Source organism: Erythrobacter sp. JB1-4 (assembly GCF_057365025.1).
On sequence record NZ_CP200292.1, the window covers coordinates 1305293 to 1321492 of the forward strand.

Consider the following 16200-nt stretch of genomic DNA (forward strand, 5'->3'; position numbering starts at 1 on the left):
GCTTAGCCAAGTGTTGCGCTATGGCAGTGAGCGGCGAGCATGACTGGAAGGGAGCCTTAGAGCGCGCAAGGGCGTATGCACCGTTTTTGGCGCGCGCGCTTGACAGGCAGCCGGAGCTTGCGGATTTATTGTCTTCAGGTGACGGCGATGCCGCGGTTGAATGGACCTTGGTTCGCGGAAACCATGAAGACGCTGGGATTGCTCTGCGCCGCCATCGTTTGGCCCTCGCAACCACGCTTGCCATCGGTGACTTGGCGCGGGCGTATTCGCTTGGAAACGTAATGCGCGAGCTTAGCAGCTTTGCCGATTTCGCATTAGACACGGCAATCCGCACCGCTATGCGCGAACGCACAGATTCGCACGTTTGCGATGGCATGATAGGCTTGGCCCTTGGCAAACAAGGGGCAAGCGAGCTTAACTATTCGTCGGATATCGACCCGATCCTGCTATTCAATCCAGAGACGTTACCCCGCCGCGCCAAGGATGAACCCGGCGAGGCAGCTCAGCGCTATGCTCGTCGCATCGTCAGCCTCCTGTCAGAGAACACTGGCGAGGGCTATGTTGTACGCGTCGACCTGCGCCTGCGCCCAGCAAGCGAGATTAGCCCGCCAGCGGTGCCCCTTTCCTCGGCCATTACCCATTATCAAGGCCATGCATTGGCATGGGAGCGCGCGGCCTTTGTGCGTGCAAGGTCAGCTGCTGGAGATATTGAGGCGGGCGAGGCGTTCTTGTCCGAAATTGCGCCTTTCATTTGGCGCCAGAAACTCGACTTTGGGGCCGTGGAAGAAATCCGCACGCTGACCCAGCGCATTCGCGAGAGCAATGAGGGGCCTGATGCACCCGGCCCCGGATTTGATGTGAAGAAAGGGCGCGGCGGCATTCGCGAGATCGAATTCTTTGCCCAAACCCATCAACTGATTCACGGCGGCCGCGATCCTTCGTTGCGGGTTCGAGGCACTCGTGAAGCGTTGGACGCACTCGCAAAGGCGGGCCGGATCGACACAGACCATGCGCGAATTCTGGGAGAGGGCTATGACCGCCTGCGCATTGTCGAGCACCGGCTTCAAATGGTCGAAGACCGCCAGACGCATACCCTGCCCGGAGGCGACGCATTGGACCGTGTCGCTTGGCTTGATGGATTGGCCGATGGGGCGGCCTTGGTGAAAGAACTGAGCGAGCTCACCCAGGCAACCGGAGCTATCTATGACGAGCTTATCGGACAGGAAGCGCCCGCACCCTATCCTCAACCAAAGCCCGAAAGCCGTGCACGAACGCTGGACGAGATGGGCTTCGCAGATGCCGACGCTCTTGCGGCCCGGATCGATGGTTGGCGTGATGGGCGATATGCGTCAATCCGAAGCCCGCAAGCGCTTGAGGCCTTCGATAGACTTTTACCGCTCCTGCTAGAAGCGATGGTGAAAAGCGATGATCCCCATCACGCGATCATCCGTTTCCAATCGATCATCGAGCACACACAAAGCGCCATTCAACTATTCCGCCTGCTGACCGCGCAGCCTCATTTGATTGAGCGTTTGGTGAACGCCCTTACCCTTTCCCCTAGGATTGCGGGCACGCTGGCGAGGCGACCTGAGACGCTCGATGTGCTGCTTGAGCGCGAACCAATTGACTTTGATCATACCTATACGCGCATTCTTCAACAGCTTCGGGAGGGACCAGAGCGCGACGATTATGAAGCAAAGCTCGATTGCATCCGGCAGGTCATAAGCGAAGCACGCTTTACGCTCGGGATCAGCTTACTCGAAGCAGAGCACAAGCCATCGCGTATCGCAGCGGCGCTCTCTGATGTGGCCGAAGCAGCTATCACGGCGGCGATTGAAGCGGCACAAGATGAGTTTGCGATGACCCATGGCCGGATAAAGAACAGCGAATTGCTAGTACTAGGTCTCGGAAGGCTTGGCGGCGGCGCTTTGTCACCCGCCTCGGATCTCGACATGGTCTATCTGTTCAAAGGTGACTTCGAGGCAGAATCGGACGGCGAACGCCCTCTCAGCGCGACACTCTATTACAACCGCTTGGCCACCCGCGTGAACGCAGCGCTCAGCGTCCCCACCGCTCAAGGAGCGCTTTACGAGGTGGACACAAGGCTGCGGCCTCAGGGCAACCAAGGGCCCTTGGCGGTTTCGATTGAGGCGTTTGCAAAGTATCAAAAGACTGGCGCGTGGACTTGGGAACATATGGCGCTCAACCGGGCTCGGGTGCTGGCGGGCTCAGACAGGGCTCGGGCGCAAGTGGAAAAGGTTATAGCGCAAACGCAGTGCCAGACGCGCGACGAGCCTAGCCTGCGCGCCGATGTGCTTCAGATGCGCAGCGATATGGCACAGCATAAGCACCCCAAAGGCGAGCTGGATGTAAAGCTTCTTCGCGGAGGACTTATTGATGTGGAGTTTCTCGTGCACTTCATTCAGCTGCGCGATGCTTCAAGAGTTGCGCGCACAGATCCTCGGATACTGTTGCCCGATTTTGCAAAGGCTATCCCTGCGCTGATTGATTTGGGCCTATTTCAACGGGAACTTTGGCCCGCTTACGATCTTATGACCGATGTGCTGGTCGCAAGCCGGCTGCTTGCGCCTGATCGTCAAGAGCCACCGCCTGCCGCTGCTAAAGCGCTTGCACGCAGCTGCGGGCGCGCTAGCTACGCTGAGCTTCATGACGACGTGGTTGGAGCGCGCAAATGTGTAGCCCGCCAATGGGCAAAGACTTTTGAAGAGACTTTGGAGATTTGAACAGATGACCGATTTACCTGCCGTTGGTGACACACTCCCCGATATCGCCATGGAAACACCCGATGGTGGCAGCGTTAAGCCGTCCGATTTTGCTGGCAAGAAATTGGTGCTGTTCTTTTATCCCAAGGACAACACACCCGGCTGCACGACAGAGGCAAAGGATTTCACCGCTTTGAAGGATGAGTTTGAGGCAGCAGGCACACAGCTCCTGGGCATTTCTAAAGACAGCGCCAAGAAGCACCAGAACTTCATCGCCAAGCATGATCTCACAACACCGCTTGCAACCGATGCGGAAGAGGGCGGGCTCTCCGATGCGCTGGGCATTTGGACCGAGAAGAAGATGTACGGCAAAACCTTTATGGGCATGGTTCGCACCACATATCTTGTGGGCACCGATGGAAAAATCGCGCAAGTGTGGAACAAGGTGAAGGTCAAGGGCCACGCAGAAGAAGTGCTTGCAGCAGCCAAAGCGCTCTAGCTCAATGCAGTCTGTCGCCTCAGCCATTCGCGACGCGCTCCTTACAGGTGACCCGCGCGCCAAGTGTTTTGCCACGCGCGATGTCGCCCGGCGTTGGCGCAAGGGGGAGTTGGCGTTCGAGTTCGATGAGGCGATGCCCGATCAACCCGCTTGGCCCGAGAAACCAGAATTGCTCGCGCCCAACAAGATGCCCAAACGCGGTAAATTTGGATCAGAGCGCGGGCGGATCGCCTTGTGGCATTCTCTTGCCCACATTGAGTTCGTCGCAATTGATCTAGCGCTTGATATGGCGGGGCGCTTTGGCGAGGAGATGGGCGAAGCATTTGTCTCCGACTTTCTTTATGTCGCGGCAGATGAAGCGATGCACCACGCGCTGCTTTCCCGCAAATTGGAGAGCTTGGGGAGCCATTACGGCGCACTTCCAGCGCATGCAGGACTGTGGGAAGCTGCTCACGACACCCGCAATGATGTAGCGGCGCGCCTGGCAGTGGTCCCGATGGTGCTTGAGGCGCGCGGATTGGACGTCACGCCGGCCACGCTTCAAAGGGTCAAAGCGGTGGGAGACGAGCACGGCGCAAAGATTTTGGCGCGTATTCTTGACGATGAGATTCGTCATGTCGGCTTTGGGACCAAATACTTTCTGAAAGTTTCGCAAGATTCGGGGGAAGAGCCCGCCGAGGCTTGGAAATCCCTCGTTCGCAAGCATTTCAAAGGCCCCGTTAAGCCACCATTCAACGACTCAGCGCGTCTTGCAGCCGGTTTATCGCGGGACTTCTACGAAGATATTGCGGTTTAACGAATCAGCCCGATAACGTTTTCTTACAAATTGATCGTCAGGCCTATGGCGACGAATCATTAACCACGCAGTCTGAGGCAATCAGCCTCTTTCAGAACAAAACACGGGTGTGGTTATAAACTGTGAGTGGCGCGAGAAGCGTCAGATAGGACCGGGTCATTATGAGCACTCTTTGGCGCTCACTCTCGAAAACGATCGGCGTATTATGTGCCGCGTTCACCGTGATAGCGGCGCCTGCTGCTCACGCGAATACGACAGCCAACACTGCCGCAGACATCACCGCACCTGTTCGCGAGGCACAGGCTGAAACGCTCGCCAATGGTGACGAACGCTTCCGCGAATTGTTTGCCAGCTGGACTTCGGTCGAGAACGCTCCGAAGCGGCAACCAAGCGACCCTGTTGCTATATTCGAACGTCCAACAGTTTCTGTTCCTTCGCTTACCCCGGTCAATGGAGCGCGGATCAGCAGCGGCTTCGGCATGCGCATTCACCCTGTACGCGGCGGTCGTCGGATGCACAAAGGGATCGACCTTGCAGCACCTACGGGCACACCTGTCTATGCGACTGCTGATGGCATCGTGGGTCTTGCAAGGTGGGGCCGCGGGTATGGATTGTACATCAAAATCGATCATGGCGCTGAGCTTGAAACCCGCTACGCGCACCTCTCGCGGCTGGCTGTTGCGGCTGGTGACCGCGTCGAAAAAGGCGAGGTTATTGGGTATGTGGGATCGACCGGCTGGTCGACTGGACCGCACCTCCATTATGAAGTTCGCGTCGATGGGGTTGCAGTAAATCCAATTCACTATATGGTGGCCAAGAGAGAGCAGACACAGATTGCTGACGCTAGGAGCGAGATGATCGCTGGGCGTCGCCGGGTCGGTTCAGGCGGAGAGTGATTTCTCGCCAATAACGATTACTTCTGCCTCGGCAGAAAGATATGCCCGCCTGGAAGCGGGTCGGACATTGGAGAGGGTGTCCGAGATTGGGCGGCGGGTTATCCCGTCGCCTATTTTTTTGTCTGCCATTCTTGCTTAGCCAATGCTGACCGCTCATTCTAAGCCGCGCTTGCAAACAAAATGTCTTGAGCACACCGAACCTTGCGTTAGGTTGCTTCGAGAGACTGTTCGCTAGTTTTATTTGCAAAGCCTAGCGACTGGAATGGAGAGAGACATGAGTTTGCACCCGATCGCCCATGCGGCGACGCGCCCGGACCATCCTGCCGTTATTATGGCAGGCAGCGGCGCGCAGATGACCTTCAAAGAAATGGACGAGGCTTCCAATCGGTTTGCTCACCTCCTGCGGGATCGTGGCTTTGGCCCATCGGATGCGTTTGGTGTGCTGCTTGAAAACCGGATGGAGTATTTCACTCTCATTTGGGGTTCACAGCGGTGCGGAGCGATGTTGGTACCAGTGTCGACGCGCCTGACCGCTCCGGAAATTTCTTATATTCTGCGTGATGCCGAGGCGAAGTTGTTAATCACCTCCCCCGCCTACGCCGAGGTGGTCGAGGGTATTCGCGCCGAGCTTCCTGATCTGGAGATACTTGTTGCCGGCAGCGGCGGCGCAGACGATTTCGAAGCCGCTTTAAGCCAGCACTCGCCCGATACGGTAAGTGACCCAACACCGGGTCAGGTGATGCTCTATTCATCGGGCACCACAGGCCGCCCCAAGGGTGTGCGCCCAGCGCCGCCCGCCGAAGAAGACATCCAAGCGCCGGTCCCTCTTATGGGCCTCGCCACCATGGGGGCGGGCATGCCCGCCGATGGCTCGATGGTCTATCTATGCCCCGCTCCGATGTACCACGCCGCGCCAATTGGTTGGGCGTCCACCGCTCAACGTTTGGGCGGCACGGTCGTCGTGATGGAGAAATTCGACCCCGAAGAGGCACTTGCTGCCATTGAGAAGTATAAGGTCACCGATAGCCAATGGGTGCCGACCCACTTTGTCCGCTTCCTCAAACTCGATGAAGAGGCGCGCTCTCGCTATGATCTTTCCAGCCACCAGCGCGCGCTCCACGCGGCTGCCCCATGCCCTGTTCCGATCAAGCATGAGATGATCAATTGGTGGGGGCCGATCATCAATGAATATTACGCCGGCTCAGAAGGCATTGGCATGACGCTTGTTAAGTCGGAAGCATGGCTAGAGCACCCCGGCACAGTTGGCGTGGCAATTCACGGCACGCTTCACATTTGCGGTGCGGATGGGGAAGAGGTGCCAGCAGGCACAGATGGCCTAATCTACTTCGAGAACGACATTCTGCCGACCTATCATAAGGACCCGGAGAAGACCAAAGATGCCATGCATCCCAAAGGCTGGATGACGCTTGGCGATATCGGTCATGTGAACGAGGCAGGCTATCTCTTCCTCACCGACCGCAAGAGCCACATGATCATCTCTGGCGGTGTGAACATCTACCCTCAGGAGATTGAGAACCTGCTTGTCACCCACGACAAGGTTATGGACGCCGCTGTTATCGGCGCGCCTTGCCCTGAGCTGGGAGAGCGCGTGGTTGCGGTGATACAGCCTATGACAATGGACGATGCTGGCGAGGCATTGGAGCAAGAATTGCGCGATTTTCTGGCGCCCAATCTGGCCCGGATAAAATTGCCCAAGCAATTTGATTTCCGCCCCGATCTGCCGCGCGAGGCTAATGGTAAGCTCTATAAGCGCGAGCTGCGCGATGAGTATGAAGCAATGGCCAAAGCGTAAGGGGAAAAGCATCATGAACAAGCCAGCCGTCTTGCCAGAAGACATCGCCCGCGAAGTCATTGCACCGACAAGCTATGGCGAATGGCACAGCCTCCTCGACACCTTTGACCGGCTTCGCAAGGATATGCCCGTCGCCAAAGTTGTGGCCGAGGACGACACGTTTGAGCCCTTCTGGCTGATCACGCGATACGAAGATGTGATGCGGATCTCGAAGGACAACAAGACCTTCCTCAACAATCCCAAGCCCGTAGTCTTTGGAACGCGCGAAGCGACCGCTTTTGCGCAAGCCGCAACAGGATCGAACATGCTGGTCGACAGCCTTGTGGTGTTCGATGCGCCGATCCATCCCAAGTATCGCAAGCTCACCATGGATTGGTTCATGCCGCGCAACCTTGCCAAGATGGAAGGCGAGATCCGCGCGCTTGCTGAAAAGCGGGTCGATGCGATGATTGCTGAGGGCCCTGAGGTGGACTTTGTGAAGTTGGTGGCCGCGCCCATGCCGCTTCATGTGATCATGCAAATCCTCGGCATTCCCGAAGAGGATGAGCCGCGTATGCTCATGCTGACCCAGAAGTTGTTTGGCGGACAAGATGCCGACCTCTCGGGCACCGGCATGGAGAATATGACGCCTGAGCAAGTGCTCCAATTGGTGTCGGGCGCGGTAAAAACGTTTGAGGACTACTTCACCCAGATCGCCGCAGATCGCCGTGCGAACCCGACCGACGACGTCGCCAGTGTTATCGCCAATGCCAAAGTCGACGGCGAGCCGCTGCCTGACCGCGATATGGCGGGCTATTACATCATCGTCGCCACCGCTGGCCACGATACGACTTCGGCCACAATGTCGGGCGCGATGCAGGCGCTTGCCAATGATCCTGAGGAGTTTGCGCGGGTCAAAGCGGACCGTTCGCTCCTTCCCGGATTGGTCGAAGAGGCGATCCGCACCACCACCGCGGTCCAGCACTTTATGCGCACCGCGGCCGAAGATGTGGAGGTGGGCGGTCAGCTGATCAAAAAAGGCGACTGGATGATGCTGAACTATGTGTCCGCCAATTATGATCCAGCCCAGTTTGATAATCCGCGCGATTTTGATGCAAGTCGGACCCCCAATCGCCACACCGCCTTTGGTGCAGGCGCGCACCAATGCCTGGGGCTGCACTTGGCTCGGCTTCAGATCAAAGTGCTGTTTGAGGTGCTGCTGGATAGGCTTGACGCGGTGGAAACAGCGGGAGAGGCCAAGCGGTCAAACACCACTTTTGTTGGCGGGCTAAAAACGCTTCCCCTAAAAATAACACCTGCATCGTAATCGGCGGGACTTAGTTCATGAAACATGGCCGGGAAGCGGTCGTGAACCAATCCACTAACCTCGTAATTTTGGCAGAATGTAGGAAATCGTGACGCTTCTTCGCGCAATCGAGCTTTGGATATGGTGATGCATTCGCAACAATTCAAGATCTCGCGCGAAATATCTTGTCCCATGACGAATTATTGAAACAACAGATCCGATTTTACTGTTCTTTACATGCAACATCTGTTAACACAGCATTCATGGGAGCAACAAGAAAGCGCGCCGCTTTTTGTGAAGCTGGAGGCGTTTTGGTAAAGCTAGACTTCGCCAAAACAACCTCCCTTTATGAAAGGAGGTGAGTTTATGACTTTACTAGAAGCCTACAATCTGCCTTTCGCAGCTGCGGCTATATTACTGGTCTTTATCGCGCTCGCGCAAGCCATCGGCATGGGCGATATGTTTGAAGGCGCCGATGCAGAGATCGATCTGGATGCTGATTTTGAGGCAGCCGATCCCACTGCGCCCAGCGGCTTTCTGGATGCGCTTTTAAGCGTCTTTGGCGTTGGCCGAGTGCCGTTTCTTATCTGGCTATCGGTGCTCCTCTTCACCTTTACGGTGATCGGAGTGGTGGGTCAGCAAGTGCTCGTCAGCGTTCTGGGCACGCCGTTCCCGGCATGGCTCGCATCTATCGCCGCAGGGGCAGCCGCGCTTCCGGTTACGGGCGCGCTAACCCGGCCCTTGGCAAAGCTTCTGCCGCAGGATGAAACCAGCGCCGTGGGGCTGGGAAGCCTTGTGCGCCGCGATGCCGAGATACAGCTGGGCAGCGCCACGGCAGGTTCGCCTGCACGCGCCAAAGTGATCGATGCTCACGGTCAGCCACACTTTGTGATGGTCGAACCCAACGATCCAGAGGCGACGCTCAAACAAGGCGAAACCGTCATGCTGGTGCGCCGCGAAGGGCAAACGTTCTTCGGCGTCCAGTACGAAAATCCGATGCTCTCAATCTAAAAACGGCATCGAACCGGTGGACTCTACCCGAATGCTGAGTCACACATCAATCAAGACTGCGCGCGCGGCCCGCACCCCGAATTGCAGGCCCCAAGCGCGCGCATCACACAAACGGAGGGAAAATGAATATTCTTGATCTCGTAATAATGGTCGGCCTGGGCTTCCTTGTCCTGCTGATCATCTTTGTAGTCCTCACCTCGCTCTACAGGCGCGCATCGAAGGAAATCGCCTTTGTGCGAACCGGTGTCGGGGGCGAAAAAGTCGTGATGAACGGAGGCGCGCTGGTGCTCCCGGTCTTCCACGAAACGATGCCTGTTAACATGAACACTCTGGTGCTGGCGGTCGTCCGCAAGGATGCAGAAGCGCTCATCACTCTCGACCGCTTGCGGATCGATGTGAAAGCGGAATTCTACGTCCGCGTTCGCCCCGATGCTGGCGCGATTGCGATGGCGGCACAAACCCTTGGTCAACGCACCATGCAGCCCGAAATGCTCAAAGACCTCGTCGAAGGTAAGTTTGTCGACGCTCTGCGTTCGGTGGCGGCCGGAATGAGCATGAACGAGCTGCACGAACAACGCGCAGACTTCGTCCAAAAGGTGCAGCAAGTGTCTTCGAACGACTTGGCGATGAACGGTCTGGAGCTGGAATCGGTCTCTCTGACCGGTCTCGACCAAACCAGCATTGAGCACTTCAACGCCAACAACGCGTTCGATGCTGAAGGTCTCACCAAGCTCACCGAGCAGATCGAAGCGCGCAAGAAACTGCGCAACGACATCGAGCAGGACACCCGCGTTCAAATGGAGACGAAGAACCTCGAAGCTGACCAAAAGTCCTTCGAGATCGGCCGTGACACTGAATACGCTCGCCTCCAGCAGGAGCGTGAAGTTGAGGTGCGCCGTGCGTCACAAACCTCGGAAATCGCCCGTGAGCAAGCTGAGCGTCAGCGTGAAGCCGATGCCGCTCGAATTGAGGCGAAGAAGCAGGTCGACGCGCAGCAGATTGAGGCCGACCGTCTTGTTGAAGAGGCCCGGATCGACCAGACGCGCGCTCTCGAAATTGCCCGCCAAGAGCAACAGATCGAGGTCCAGAACAAGTCCCGCGAGGAAAGCCAGGCGAAAGCCGAAGCGGACGCTGCAAGGGCTCTGGCTGTGGCTGCTGAAGAGCAGGTTGTGACCTCTCGTGAAAGTGAAATAGCAGAACGTCAGAAGAAGATCGAGCTAATCGAAGCGGCCAAGCAGGCCGAGCGTGATGCGATTTCGATCAAGGTCGAGGCAGAAGCTGAGAAAGACGCAGCCACCAACCGCGCGGAGGCTTCACGGCTCGAGGCGAAAGGTGAGGCGGATGCTGAAATCCTTCGCGCTGAGGCGGACCGTGTGCGCTTTGAAGTCGAGGCCGCTGGTCAACAGGCGGTCAACGAGGCGGCCAACATCCTCTCGATGGATCAGATCAGCCTGCAAACGAAGCTTGCTCTGCTTAAGGTGCTGCCCGAGGTCATCAAAGAGAGCGCCAAGCCGATGGAAGCTATCGACTCGATCAAGATCGTTCAGGTCGACGGACTTACCCAAAACGGCGGCGGTTCGTCCGGTGCCCCAGCAGGCGGTTCCGGCGGTGGCTCGGGAAACTTGGCAACTGATGCGGTCTCTGCAGCGCTTGCCTATCGCGCTCAGGCCCCTGTGCTTGACGGGCTGATGAAAGAGCTTGGCCTTGATGGGTCATCGCTGGGCTCGCTCGCTCAAGGTGCTGCAGCGGAAGTCGCGCCTGCGAATGATGGGGGAGAGGAAAAATCGCTCACCCAAATCATGACCGACGTCGCAGAGCAGGTTCAGGAAGCCGAAGAGCGTCTGGGCAAGGACGAAGGCGAAGCGGCTGAGTAACACTCAACCGTCACCCCGGCCTCCGAGCCGGGGTCCAGCTTACCCAGCCATCCGCGCAAAAGAAGCTGGACCCCGGATCAAGTCCGGGGTGACGATCATTTCTATGAACTAACTACCCAGCAATCCTTGCGCCATCACTCCGACATCCGCGCAGGTGTCCTCAAACTCTAGAGCCAAACTAAGTCGCCCCTTCAAAGTAAGGCGCTAAGATCGCTGACCTTCTTAGTACTTCCGCGTTGCCTTTTGAAAGACCGACAAGGTCTCTGAACCGTCCAAAAATCTCAGCGGAATTTGGTCTCGCGTGAACAACCCATGTCTCGTCAGAGCCAAATATTGCAATGAACAAGCCATCGCTTTCAAAAATCGCGGTAAGATAGTGTCCCGCATCCACCTCGCTAATGAGAGTTCGAGCGCAAATCTCATTAAGCTGGACAACGTGTTTACGTTCGCCTTCCAACGGCGGTAACACTTCGCAGGTCAAGGGCTGAGCCTCTCTCAGTTCCAAGATTTCAAGGTCGAACGCATCCTCGACAATTGCCAGGACTTCCCCAGGGAACAGCTCTACAAAGGGGAGAGTCTTGTAGCCAGCGGCCAAGGCTGTGTCGGGACTGAAGTAAACCTTCGATCCTTGAACGCGGTAAAACTCGGTCTGAAAAGACATGATACTAGAAGCTTACCGAAGCAGTCTCTCAGCCATCGCCCTTACATCCGCGCCCATATCCTCCCGCTCCAACGCCAGCGCCAAGGTCGCCTCAACAAAGCCAAGCTTGCTGCCGCAGTCGTAGCGGTTGCCGTCGAAGGTCACCGCGTGGAAGGGCTGGTCGCCGATCATTTTGGCCATGGCATCGGTCAGCTGGATCTCGCCGCCTGCGCCTTTGCCTTGTGTCTCAAGAGTGCGCATGACTTCGGGTTGAAGGATATAGCGGCCTGAGACGATTTTGTTCGAGGGCGCTTCGGCCACCGGAGGTTTTTCAACGAGTCCTGTGACCTCGGTGAGAGTACCGTTTGCAGCGCCCGGTTTGATCACGCCGTAGCTGGAAACCTCCTCCATCGGCACTTCGAGAACGCTGATAAGGTTGCCGCCGGTTTGCTCGTAAGCATCGACCATCTGCTTCATGCAGCCCGAGCCTCCCTTGTGGCCAATCATCAGCTCATCGGGAAGGAAAATCGCGAAAGGCTCATCCCCCACAATCGCGCGCGCGCACCAGATCGCGTGGCCAAGCCCCATCGGCACTTGCTGACGCACAGTGATGATATCGCCCGGCGTTGCGCGGGTCGGGTCGAGCACTGACAGGTCCTTGCCGCGCTCGCCCATGGTGGTCTCAAGCTCATAGGCGATATCGAAATGTTCAACGATCGCGCTTTTGCCGCGGCCGGTCACAAAGATCATCTGTTCGATCCCTGCCTCGCGCGCCTCATCCACCGCATATTGGATCAGCGGGCGGTCGACGATTGGAAGCAATTCCTTTGGGATTGCCTTAGTCGCTGGTAGGAAGCGTGTACCAAGCCCTGCGACGGGGAAGACGGCCTTTTTGATCGGTTTTTGGCTCATGTGATGTGCCTTTTGGTCCATTGCATATGTTTTGGGAGCCGTGCCTTGCGCGGCTAAGAAGGTCAATGCTGCGGATGGCGCCCCTTGTTCAGTTGCGTGATAGCGTGGTTTCGTTAAGGCTTCGCTTCATGGACAAACTGATTATCACGGGCGGCAATCGCCTCTCGGGCACTATCCCGGTTTCGGGCGCTAAGAACGCAGCGCTGACGCTTATCCCATGCGCGCTTTTGACCGAAGAGCCGCTGACCTTGCGCAACTTGCCAAGGCTTGCTGACATCGACGGGTTTCAGCACCTTATGGGCCAGTTCGGGGTGACGGTGAGCATTCAGGGCAACAACCGCCCTGAAGATTTTGGCCGCGTTGTGACGTATCAAGCGGCGCGGGTAACTTCGACGGTCGCGCCTTATGATCTCGTGCGCAAAATGCGTGCCTCGATCCTTGTGCTTGGGCCGATGCTGGCGCGGATGGGAGAGGCGACGGTGTCGATGCCGGGTGGCTGTGCGATCGGGAACCGGCCGATTGATCTGCATTTGAAAGCGCTCGAGGCGTTTGGGGCAGAGGTTGAGCTGACCGCAGGCTATGTGAAAGCGACCGCACCCGCGGGCGGCTTGCCAGGTGGCGACTTCGACTTCCCAGTGGTGTCCGTTGGTGCAACCGAAAACGCGCTGATGGCAGCAGTGCTAGCAAATGGCACCAGCCGCCTGACAGGCGCGGCGCGCGAGCCTGAGATTGTGGATTTGTGCAACCTGCTGGTAGCGATGGGCGCTGAGATTGAGGGGATCGGGTCAAGCGATCTCACCATCCACGGGGTCAAACGCCTCAATGGTGCAACGTACAAAGTCATGCCTGACCGGATCGAGGCAGGCTCGTATGCTTGTGCGGCAGCGATCACTGGCGGCGATGTGCGATTGGAGGGGGCGTCTGAGGAGGATATGATCTCCACCCTCTCAGCGCTTCGGACCATTGGCGTTGAGGTTGAGGCGGATAAGAAGAGCGTGACCGTGCGCGCCAATGGCCCGCTGAAACCCGCCGACCTTACCACCGCGCCTTTCCCTGGCCTTGCCACCGATATGCAGGCGCAATTGATGAGCCTCCTTTGCAAGGCGGAAGGCACCTCGGTCCTTAAAGAAACCATCTTCGAAAACCGATTTATGCACGTGCCAGAACTGTCGCGCATGGGCGCCAACATCGCCACCGAAGGCCGCACGGCTATCGTGAAGGGCCCAGCGGAGCTCACCGGCGCAGAGGTGATGGCCACCGACCTTCGTGCCTCAATGAGCCTGATCATCGCAGCGCTAGCCGCAGAAGGTGAGACGACCGTGCGCCGCATCTATCACCTTGACCGCGGCTATGAGCGGCTTGAGGAGAAGTTGCAGCTTTTGGGAGCGAATATCGAGCGGGTCGACGACTAAAGTGTTTTATCACAAGGCGAGGCTTCGCGTTGTGTCAGCCTCCAAATTGCAACCTCGCGCGCTTCCGGTGCTCACGACCCGTAAGGTCGCTGCGCGCCGGGTCACGCTCACTCACAATTTTATGCGAAACCCAAGCCAAAACGTCTGCGTAGCGGGCACCCAATTTGGACGCTTAGTTCCGCGCGACCAACCACACCCGAATAGCGCTCGCCAAACCCGGCGGGGTGTCGGATTGGATGCGCTCTGCATCGATCTTGGCCACTAGCGTGCTCACCGGCACTGCTGCCTCATCCGCTGCTGCTTTTAGCATATCCCAGAACACCGGCTCCAGACTGATGCTGGTCCGGTGCCCTTCGATCGCAATCGAGCGTTTTACCGGCGGGTGATAGGGAGTGCTCACTTGTAATGCTCGCGCCGGTCAGAGAATGTGCGCACACGCTTACGCCAAGCGCGGTAGCTGCCCGTCTTGAGGTTCGAGCGCATAAGCTCCTTCACCTCGCGCTCTTTGAGGCCAAACTCGGCCTCGATCACGCCAAAAGGCATATGATCGCTAAGCGCCATTTCGATGATTGCGCTGATATCGGATTGGGAGAGTTCTTGGGCCATGGTCCACCTTGCGGCTCGGTCTAACCAACGAGCCAGTCTTGGTAAGACACACGATGGACCGTAGAAGTTCCCATACGCCGTTCATCGCCATATTGGCCGCCCCGAACTATCATTTCGTATGCGTCGGTGCGTTGCACAATTAGCCCAGCACTATCGACGATAACGGTGACGCTAATCTCCCCTTCCACCGTCATCGCAGCGGTTTGTTTAAGGGCCTCTTCGAGCGATATTTCATTGCCACTGAAACCGGCGGCGATAACATTGGTCTGTGCGGTCTTGCGCTTGACCGTTTCACTGTCGATTGGCGCGGTCGCGGTAAAAATCCGACCGCGCTCGTCGCTTCCATCCGGTGTAAGAGTGAGCTCAGCGCCATAGTCATCAATCGTGATGCTTGCCCCTGTCTCGATTATCCCTGGGCGCATTCCATACGCTTCGATCTGGGTGATCACCTCTTGCGGATCGCACAGGATTTGGATCGCAGTCCAGGTGAATATCCACTCTCCGCACACCTCTTGTGGCCATTCAGCCTTCTCAAGCCATTGCTTGTTTCGAGCCGCTAGCTCCTCAGCGTTGAGCAAAGTCTTTGCGCCATCGCGCGCGACAAAAACGCGCGCCGGGAACATCCACATGGCGTTGCCGCGAACCTTATCGAAATCACCGGGGATGGAATATTGGACCTCAACACCGTCATCGCGGGCTGCAACTATGCGTTCGGACAGAACACTGCCCCCTGAGCCAGAGCCTTTGTTACCCTCTTCTTCAAGGTCGCTGCTGGTGTACTCATACCGTTGGACGAGAACATAATCTGGCTCGTCAGTTGGCGTCGCTTTCGCAGGCAATGCAAACGCAAGCGCAGCTGCAAGCAAACCGATAGTTCTTCCAAGAAACATGCGCACAGCGTTACCGCACGCAGGCTACCCTGTCACTCCTACGCCGCGCGTGCTTTCGCTAAGAGTTTGGCAAACCGGCTTTTCTTGGCATCGCCAAACGGCTGAAGCGTGGCGGCGCATTGCGCGAGTTCCTCGGTTGAAAGCGGATGCTGGAATTGGAGGCCAAAGTGGTCGCCCTCACTCCAGCGCACGCTTGCCAATTGCGGAGCCATGCCGGGAAGCTCAAAGCTGATTAGACCCTTTGTTCGGATGTCGTCTTCGCTCACGATCTTTGCGCCTTCGCACGAAAGATCAACAAGCCCTGCTGCCATAGCCCCGCGGCCGTCTTGGACCCGCACTGGACCTTCGAGGTTCAATCGAAGAGGACGAATCGGATGTGGGCCGTCTTCGCGCAGAAACTCATCAAGGGTAATGGTGCAGCCAAAGCGGTAACCGGCCTGACGCGACTGTGCCCAGACGCGCTCCACCGGATAGGTCATGCCATTGGCAAGCTGAAGCAAGGTTCGCGGCTCTGGCGGAACATCATGCAAAAAGCCAAGGCCAATGCCTTTTTCCGAAACGTCCCGGATCAGCGTGAGATACTCACCGCTCTGACACACCAGCTTTGCGCGGCGCAGCATGAGCGCAGCGCGATGTGACGCACGGTTTTTAAAACCCGAGGTTGCCTTTGTGGTTTCAGGCCCTGAAGTCTGCGGCGCTGTGTTATTTGAGCTCGACTGTTCCACCCTGCTCACTCCTAAAGAGTTGGCGAAAGTGTGATTGACGCACCGCAGCAAACTGTCCCGCGTCGTTCAAACTTTCGTAACCTGCCTTAAGAGAAGCTAGGCGAACAGAGTTAAGGAA

Annotated in this window: 15 protein-coding genes; 9 read left to right on the top strand and 6 right to left on the bottom strand. The window is 57.3% G+C overall.

Annotated elements, in window-relative coordinates; all coding sequences use genetic code 11:
- Positions 1-20 precede the first annotated feature (20 nt).
- From glnE to AC0V61_RS05865, 8 genes are all read left to right on the top strand, one after another.
- Positions 21-2744: a bifunctional [glutamate--ammonia ligase]-adenylyl-L-tyrosine phosphorylase/[glutamate--ammonia-ligase] adenylyltransferase gene (gene glnE / locus AC0V61_RS05830; RefSeq protein ID WP_486156326.1), complete on the top strand. Its 2724-nt coding sequence runs from the start codon at positions 21-23 to the stop codon at positions 2742-2744.
- Between the two features lie 4 nt (positions 2745-2748).
- Positions 2749-3222: a peroxiredoxin gene (locus AC0V61_RS05835; protein WP_486156327.1), complete on the top strand. Its 474-nt coding sequence runs from the start codon at positions 2749-2751 to the stop codon at positions 3220-3222.
- 4 nt (positions 3223-3226) lie between these two features.
- Positions 3227-4018 carry a ferritin-like domain-containing protein gene (locus tag AC0V61_RS05840; protein WP_486156328.1) on the top strand — a complete coding sequence of 264 codons (792 nt, stop codon included), beginning with the start codon at positions 3227-3229 and terminating at the stop codon, positions 4016-4018.
- Positions 4019-4179: 161 nt separating this feature from the next.
- Positions 4180-4914 carry a M23 family metallopeptidase gene (locus AC0V61_RS05845; protein WP_486156329.1) on the top strand — a complete coding sequence of 245 codons (735 nt, stop codon included), beginning with the start codon at positions 4180-4182 and terminating at the stop codon, positions 4912-4914.
- A gap of 274 nt (positions 4915-5188) precedes the next feature.
- A complete protein-coding gene (locus AC0V61_RS05850; protein ID WP_486156330.1) occupies positions 5189-6727 on the top strand; it encodes an acyl-CoA synthetase in 1539 nt (512 codons plus the stop codon).
- 13 nt (positions 6728-6740) lie between these two features.
- Positions 6741-8033, top strand: a complete 1293-nt coding sequence (locus tag AC0V61_RS05855; RefSeq protein WP_486156331.1) for a cytochrome P450 — start codon at positions 6741-6743, stop codon at positions 8031-8033.
- A 345-nt stretch (positions 8034-8378) separates the two neighbouring features.
- Positions 8379-9023, top strand: a complete 645-nt coding sequence (locus AC0V61_RS05860; protein ID WP_486156332.1) for a YqiJ family protein — start codon at positions 8379-8381, stop codon at positions 9021-9023.
- A gap of 146 nt (positions 9024-9169) precedes the next feature.
- The gene (locus AC0V61_RS05865) at positions 9170-10897 is read left to right on the top strand and encodes a flotillin family protein (protein ID WP_486159463.1); all 1728 of its coding nucleotides are present in this window, start codon (positions 9170-9172) and stop codon (positions 10895-10897) included.
- Between the two features lie 178 nt (positions 10898-11075).
- Here the strand turns inward: AC0V61_RS05865 and AC0V61_RS05870 are convergent, their stop codons facing one another.
- Both AC0V61_RS05870 and AC0V61_RS05875 read right to left on the bottom strand, forming a co-directional pair.
- Complete coding sequence (locus tag AC0V61_RS05870) at positions 11076-11558, bottom strand: hypothetical protein (protein WP_486156333.1); 483 nt, start codon at positions 11556-11558, stop codon at positions 11076-11078.
- A gap of 12 nt (positions 11559-11570) precedes the next feature.
- The gene (locus AC0V61_RS05875) at positions 11571-12449 is read right to left on the bottom strand and encodes a UTP--glucose-1-phosphate uridylyltransferase (protein ID WP_486156334.1); all 879 of its coding nucleotides are present in this window, start codon (positions 12447-12449) and stop codon (positions 11571-11573) included.
- A gap of 128 nt (positions 12450-12577) precedes the next feature.
- Between AC0V61_RS05875 and murA the strand changes: the two genes are divergently transcribed.
- Entirely contained in the window at positions 12578-13861 is a 1284-nt protein-coding gene (gene murA, locus AC0V61_RS05880; protein WP_486156335.1) for a UDP-N-acetylglucosamine 1-carboxyvinyltransferase, read from the top strand.
- 172 nt (positions 13862-14033) lie between these two features.
- On the opposite strand, the gene AC0V61_RS05885 is transcribed toward murA, so the two are convergent.
- The 4 genes from AC0V61_RS05885 to AC0V61_RS05900 are packed head-to-tail and all read right to left on the bottom strand — an operon-like array spanning position 14034 to position 15977.
- A complete protein-coding gene (locus AC0V61_RS05885) occupies positions 14034-14261 on the bottom strand; it encodes a ribbon-helix-helix domain-containing protein (RefSeq protein ID WP_486156336.1) in 228 nt (75 codons plus the stop codon).
- Positions 14258-14467: a TIGR03643 family protein gene (locus AC0V61_RS05890; protein WP_486156337.1), complete on the bottom strand. Its 210-nt coding sequence runs from the start codon at positions 14465-14467 to the stop codon at positions 14258-14260. Before AC0V61_RS05890 ends, AC0V61_RS05885 begins: the two co-directional genes overlap by 4 nt.
- Before the next feature lie 20 nt (positions 14468-14487).
- On the bottom strand, positions 14488-15357 hold the full coding sequence (locus AC0V61_RS05895) for a hypothetical protein (protein WP_486156338.1): 870 nt from the start codon (positions 15355-15357) through the stop codon (positions 14488-14490).
- Positions 15358-15395: 38 nt separating this feature from the next.
- Positions 15396-15977 carry a PilZ domain-containing protein gene (locus AC0V61_RS05900; protein ID WP_486156339.1) on the bottom strand — a complete coding sequence of 194 codons (582 nt, stop codon included), beginning with the start codon at positions 15975-15977 and terminating at the stop codon, positions 15396-15398.
- Between the last annotated feature and the right edge of the window lie 223 nt (positions 15978-16200).

Bases quoted from the DNA above. Each gene is read 5' to 3' on its own strand.
- AC0V61_RS05870 (WP_486156333.1), bottom strand. From the start codon at position 11,558: ATGTCTTTTCAGACCGAGTTTTACCGCGTTCAAGGATCGAAGGTTTAC.
- AC0V61_RS05900 (WP_486156339.1), bottom strand. From the start codon at position 15,977: ATGCTGCGCCGCGCAAAGCTGGTGTGTCAGAGCGGTGAGTATCTCACG.
- AC0V61_RS05835 (WP_486156327.1), top strand. From the start codon at position 2,749: ATGACCGATTTACCTGCCGTTGGTGACACACTCCCCGATATCGCCATG.
- AC0V61_RS05895 (WP_486156338.1), bottom strand. From the start codon at position 15,357: ATGTTTCTTGGAAGAACTATCGGTTTGCTTGCAGCTGCGCTTGCGTTT.
- murA (WP_486156335.1), top strand. From the start codon at position 12,578: ATGGACAAACTGATTATCACGGGCGGCAATCGCCTCTCGGGCACTATC.
- AC0V61_RS05860 (WP_486156332.1), top strand. From the start codon at position 8,379: ATGACTTTACTAGAAGCCTACAATCTGCCTTTCGCAGCTGCGGCTATA.
- AC0V61_RS05855 (WP_486156331.1), top strand. From the start codon at position 6,741: ATGAACAAGCCAGCCGTCTTGCCAGAAGACATCGCCCGCGAAGTCATT.
- AC0V61_RS05875 (WP_486156334.1), bottom strand. From the start codon at position 12,449: ATGAGCCAAAAACCGATCAAAAAGGCCGTCTTCCCCGTCGCAGGGCTT.
- glnE (WP_486156326.1), top strand. From the start codon at position 21: ATGGCAGTGAGCGGCGAGCATGACTGGAAGGGAGCCTTAGAGCGCGCA.
- AC0V61_RS05845 (WP_486156329.1), top strand. From the start codon at position 4,180: ATGAGCACTCTTTGGCGCTCACTCTCGAAAACGATCGGCGTATTATGT.
- AC0V61_RS05850 (WP_486156330.1), top strand. From the start codon at position 5,189: ATGAGTTTGCACCCGATCGCCCATGCGGCGACGCGCCCGGACCATCCT.
- AC0V61_RS05840 (WP_486156328.1), top strand. From the start codon at position 3,227: ATGCAGTCTGTCGCCTCAGCCATTCGCGACGCGCTCCTTACAGGTGAC.
- AC0V61_RS05865 (WP_486159463.1), top strand. From the start codon at position 9,170: ATGGTCGGCCTGGGCTTCCTTGTCCTGCTGATCATCTTTGTAGTCCTC.
- AC0V61_RS05890 (WP_486156337.1), bottom strand. From the start codon at position 14,467: ATGGCCCAAGAACTCTCCCAATCCGATATCAGCGCAATCATCGAAATG.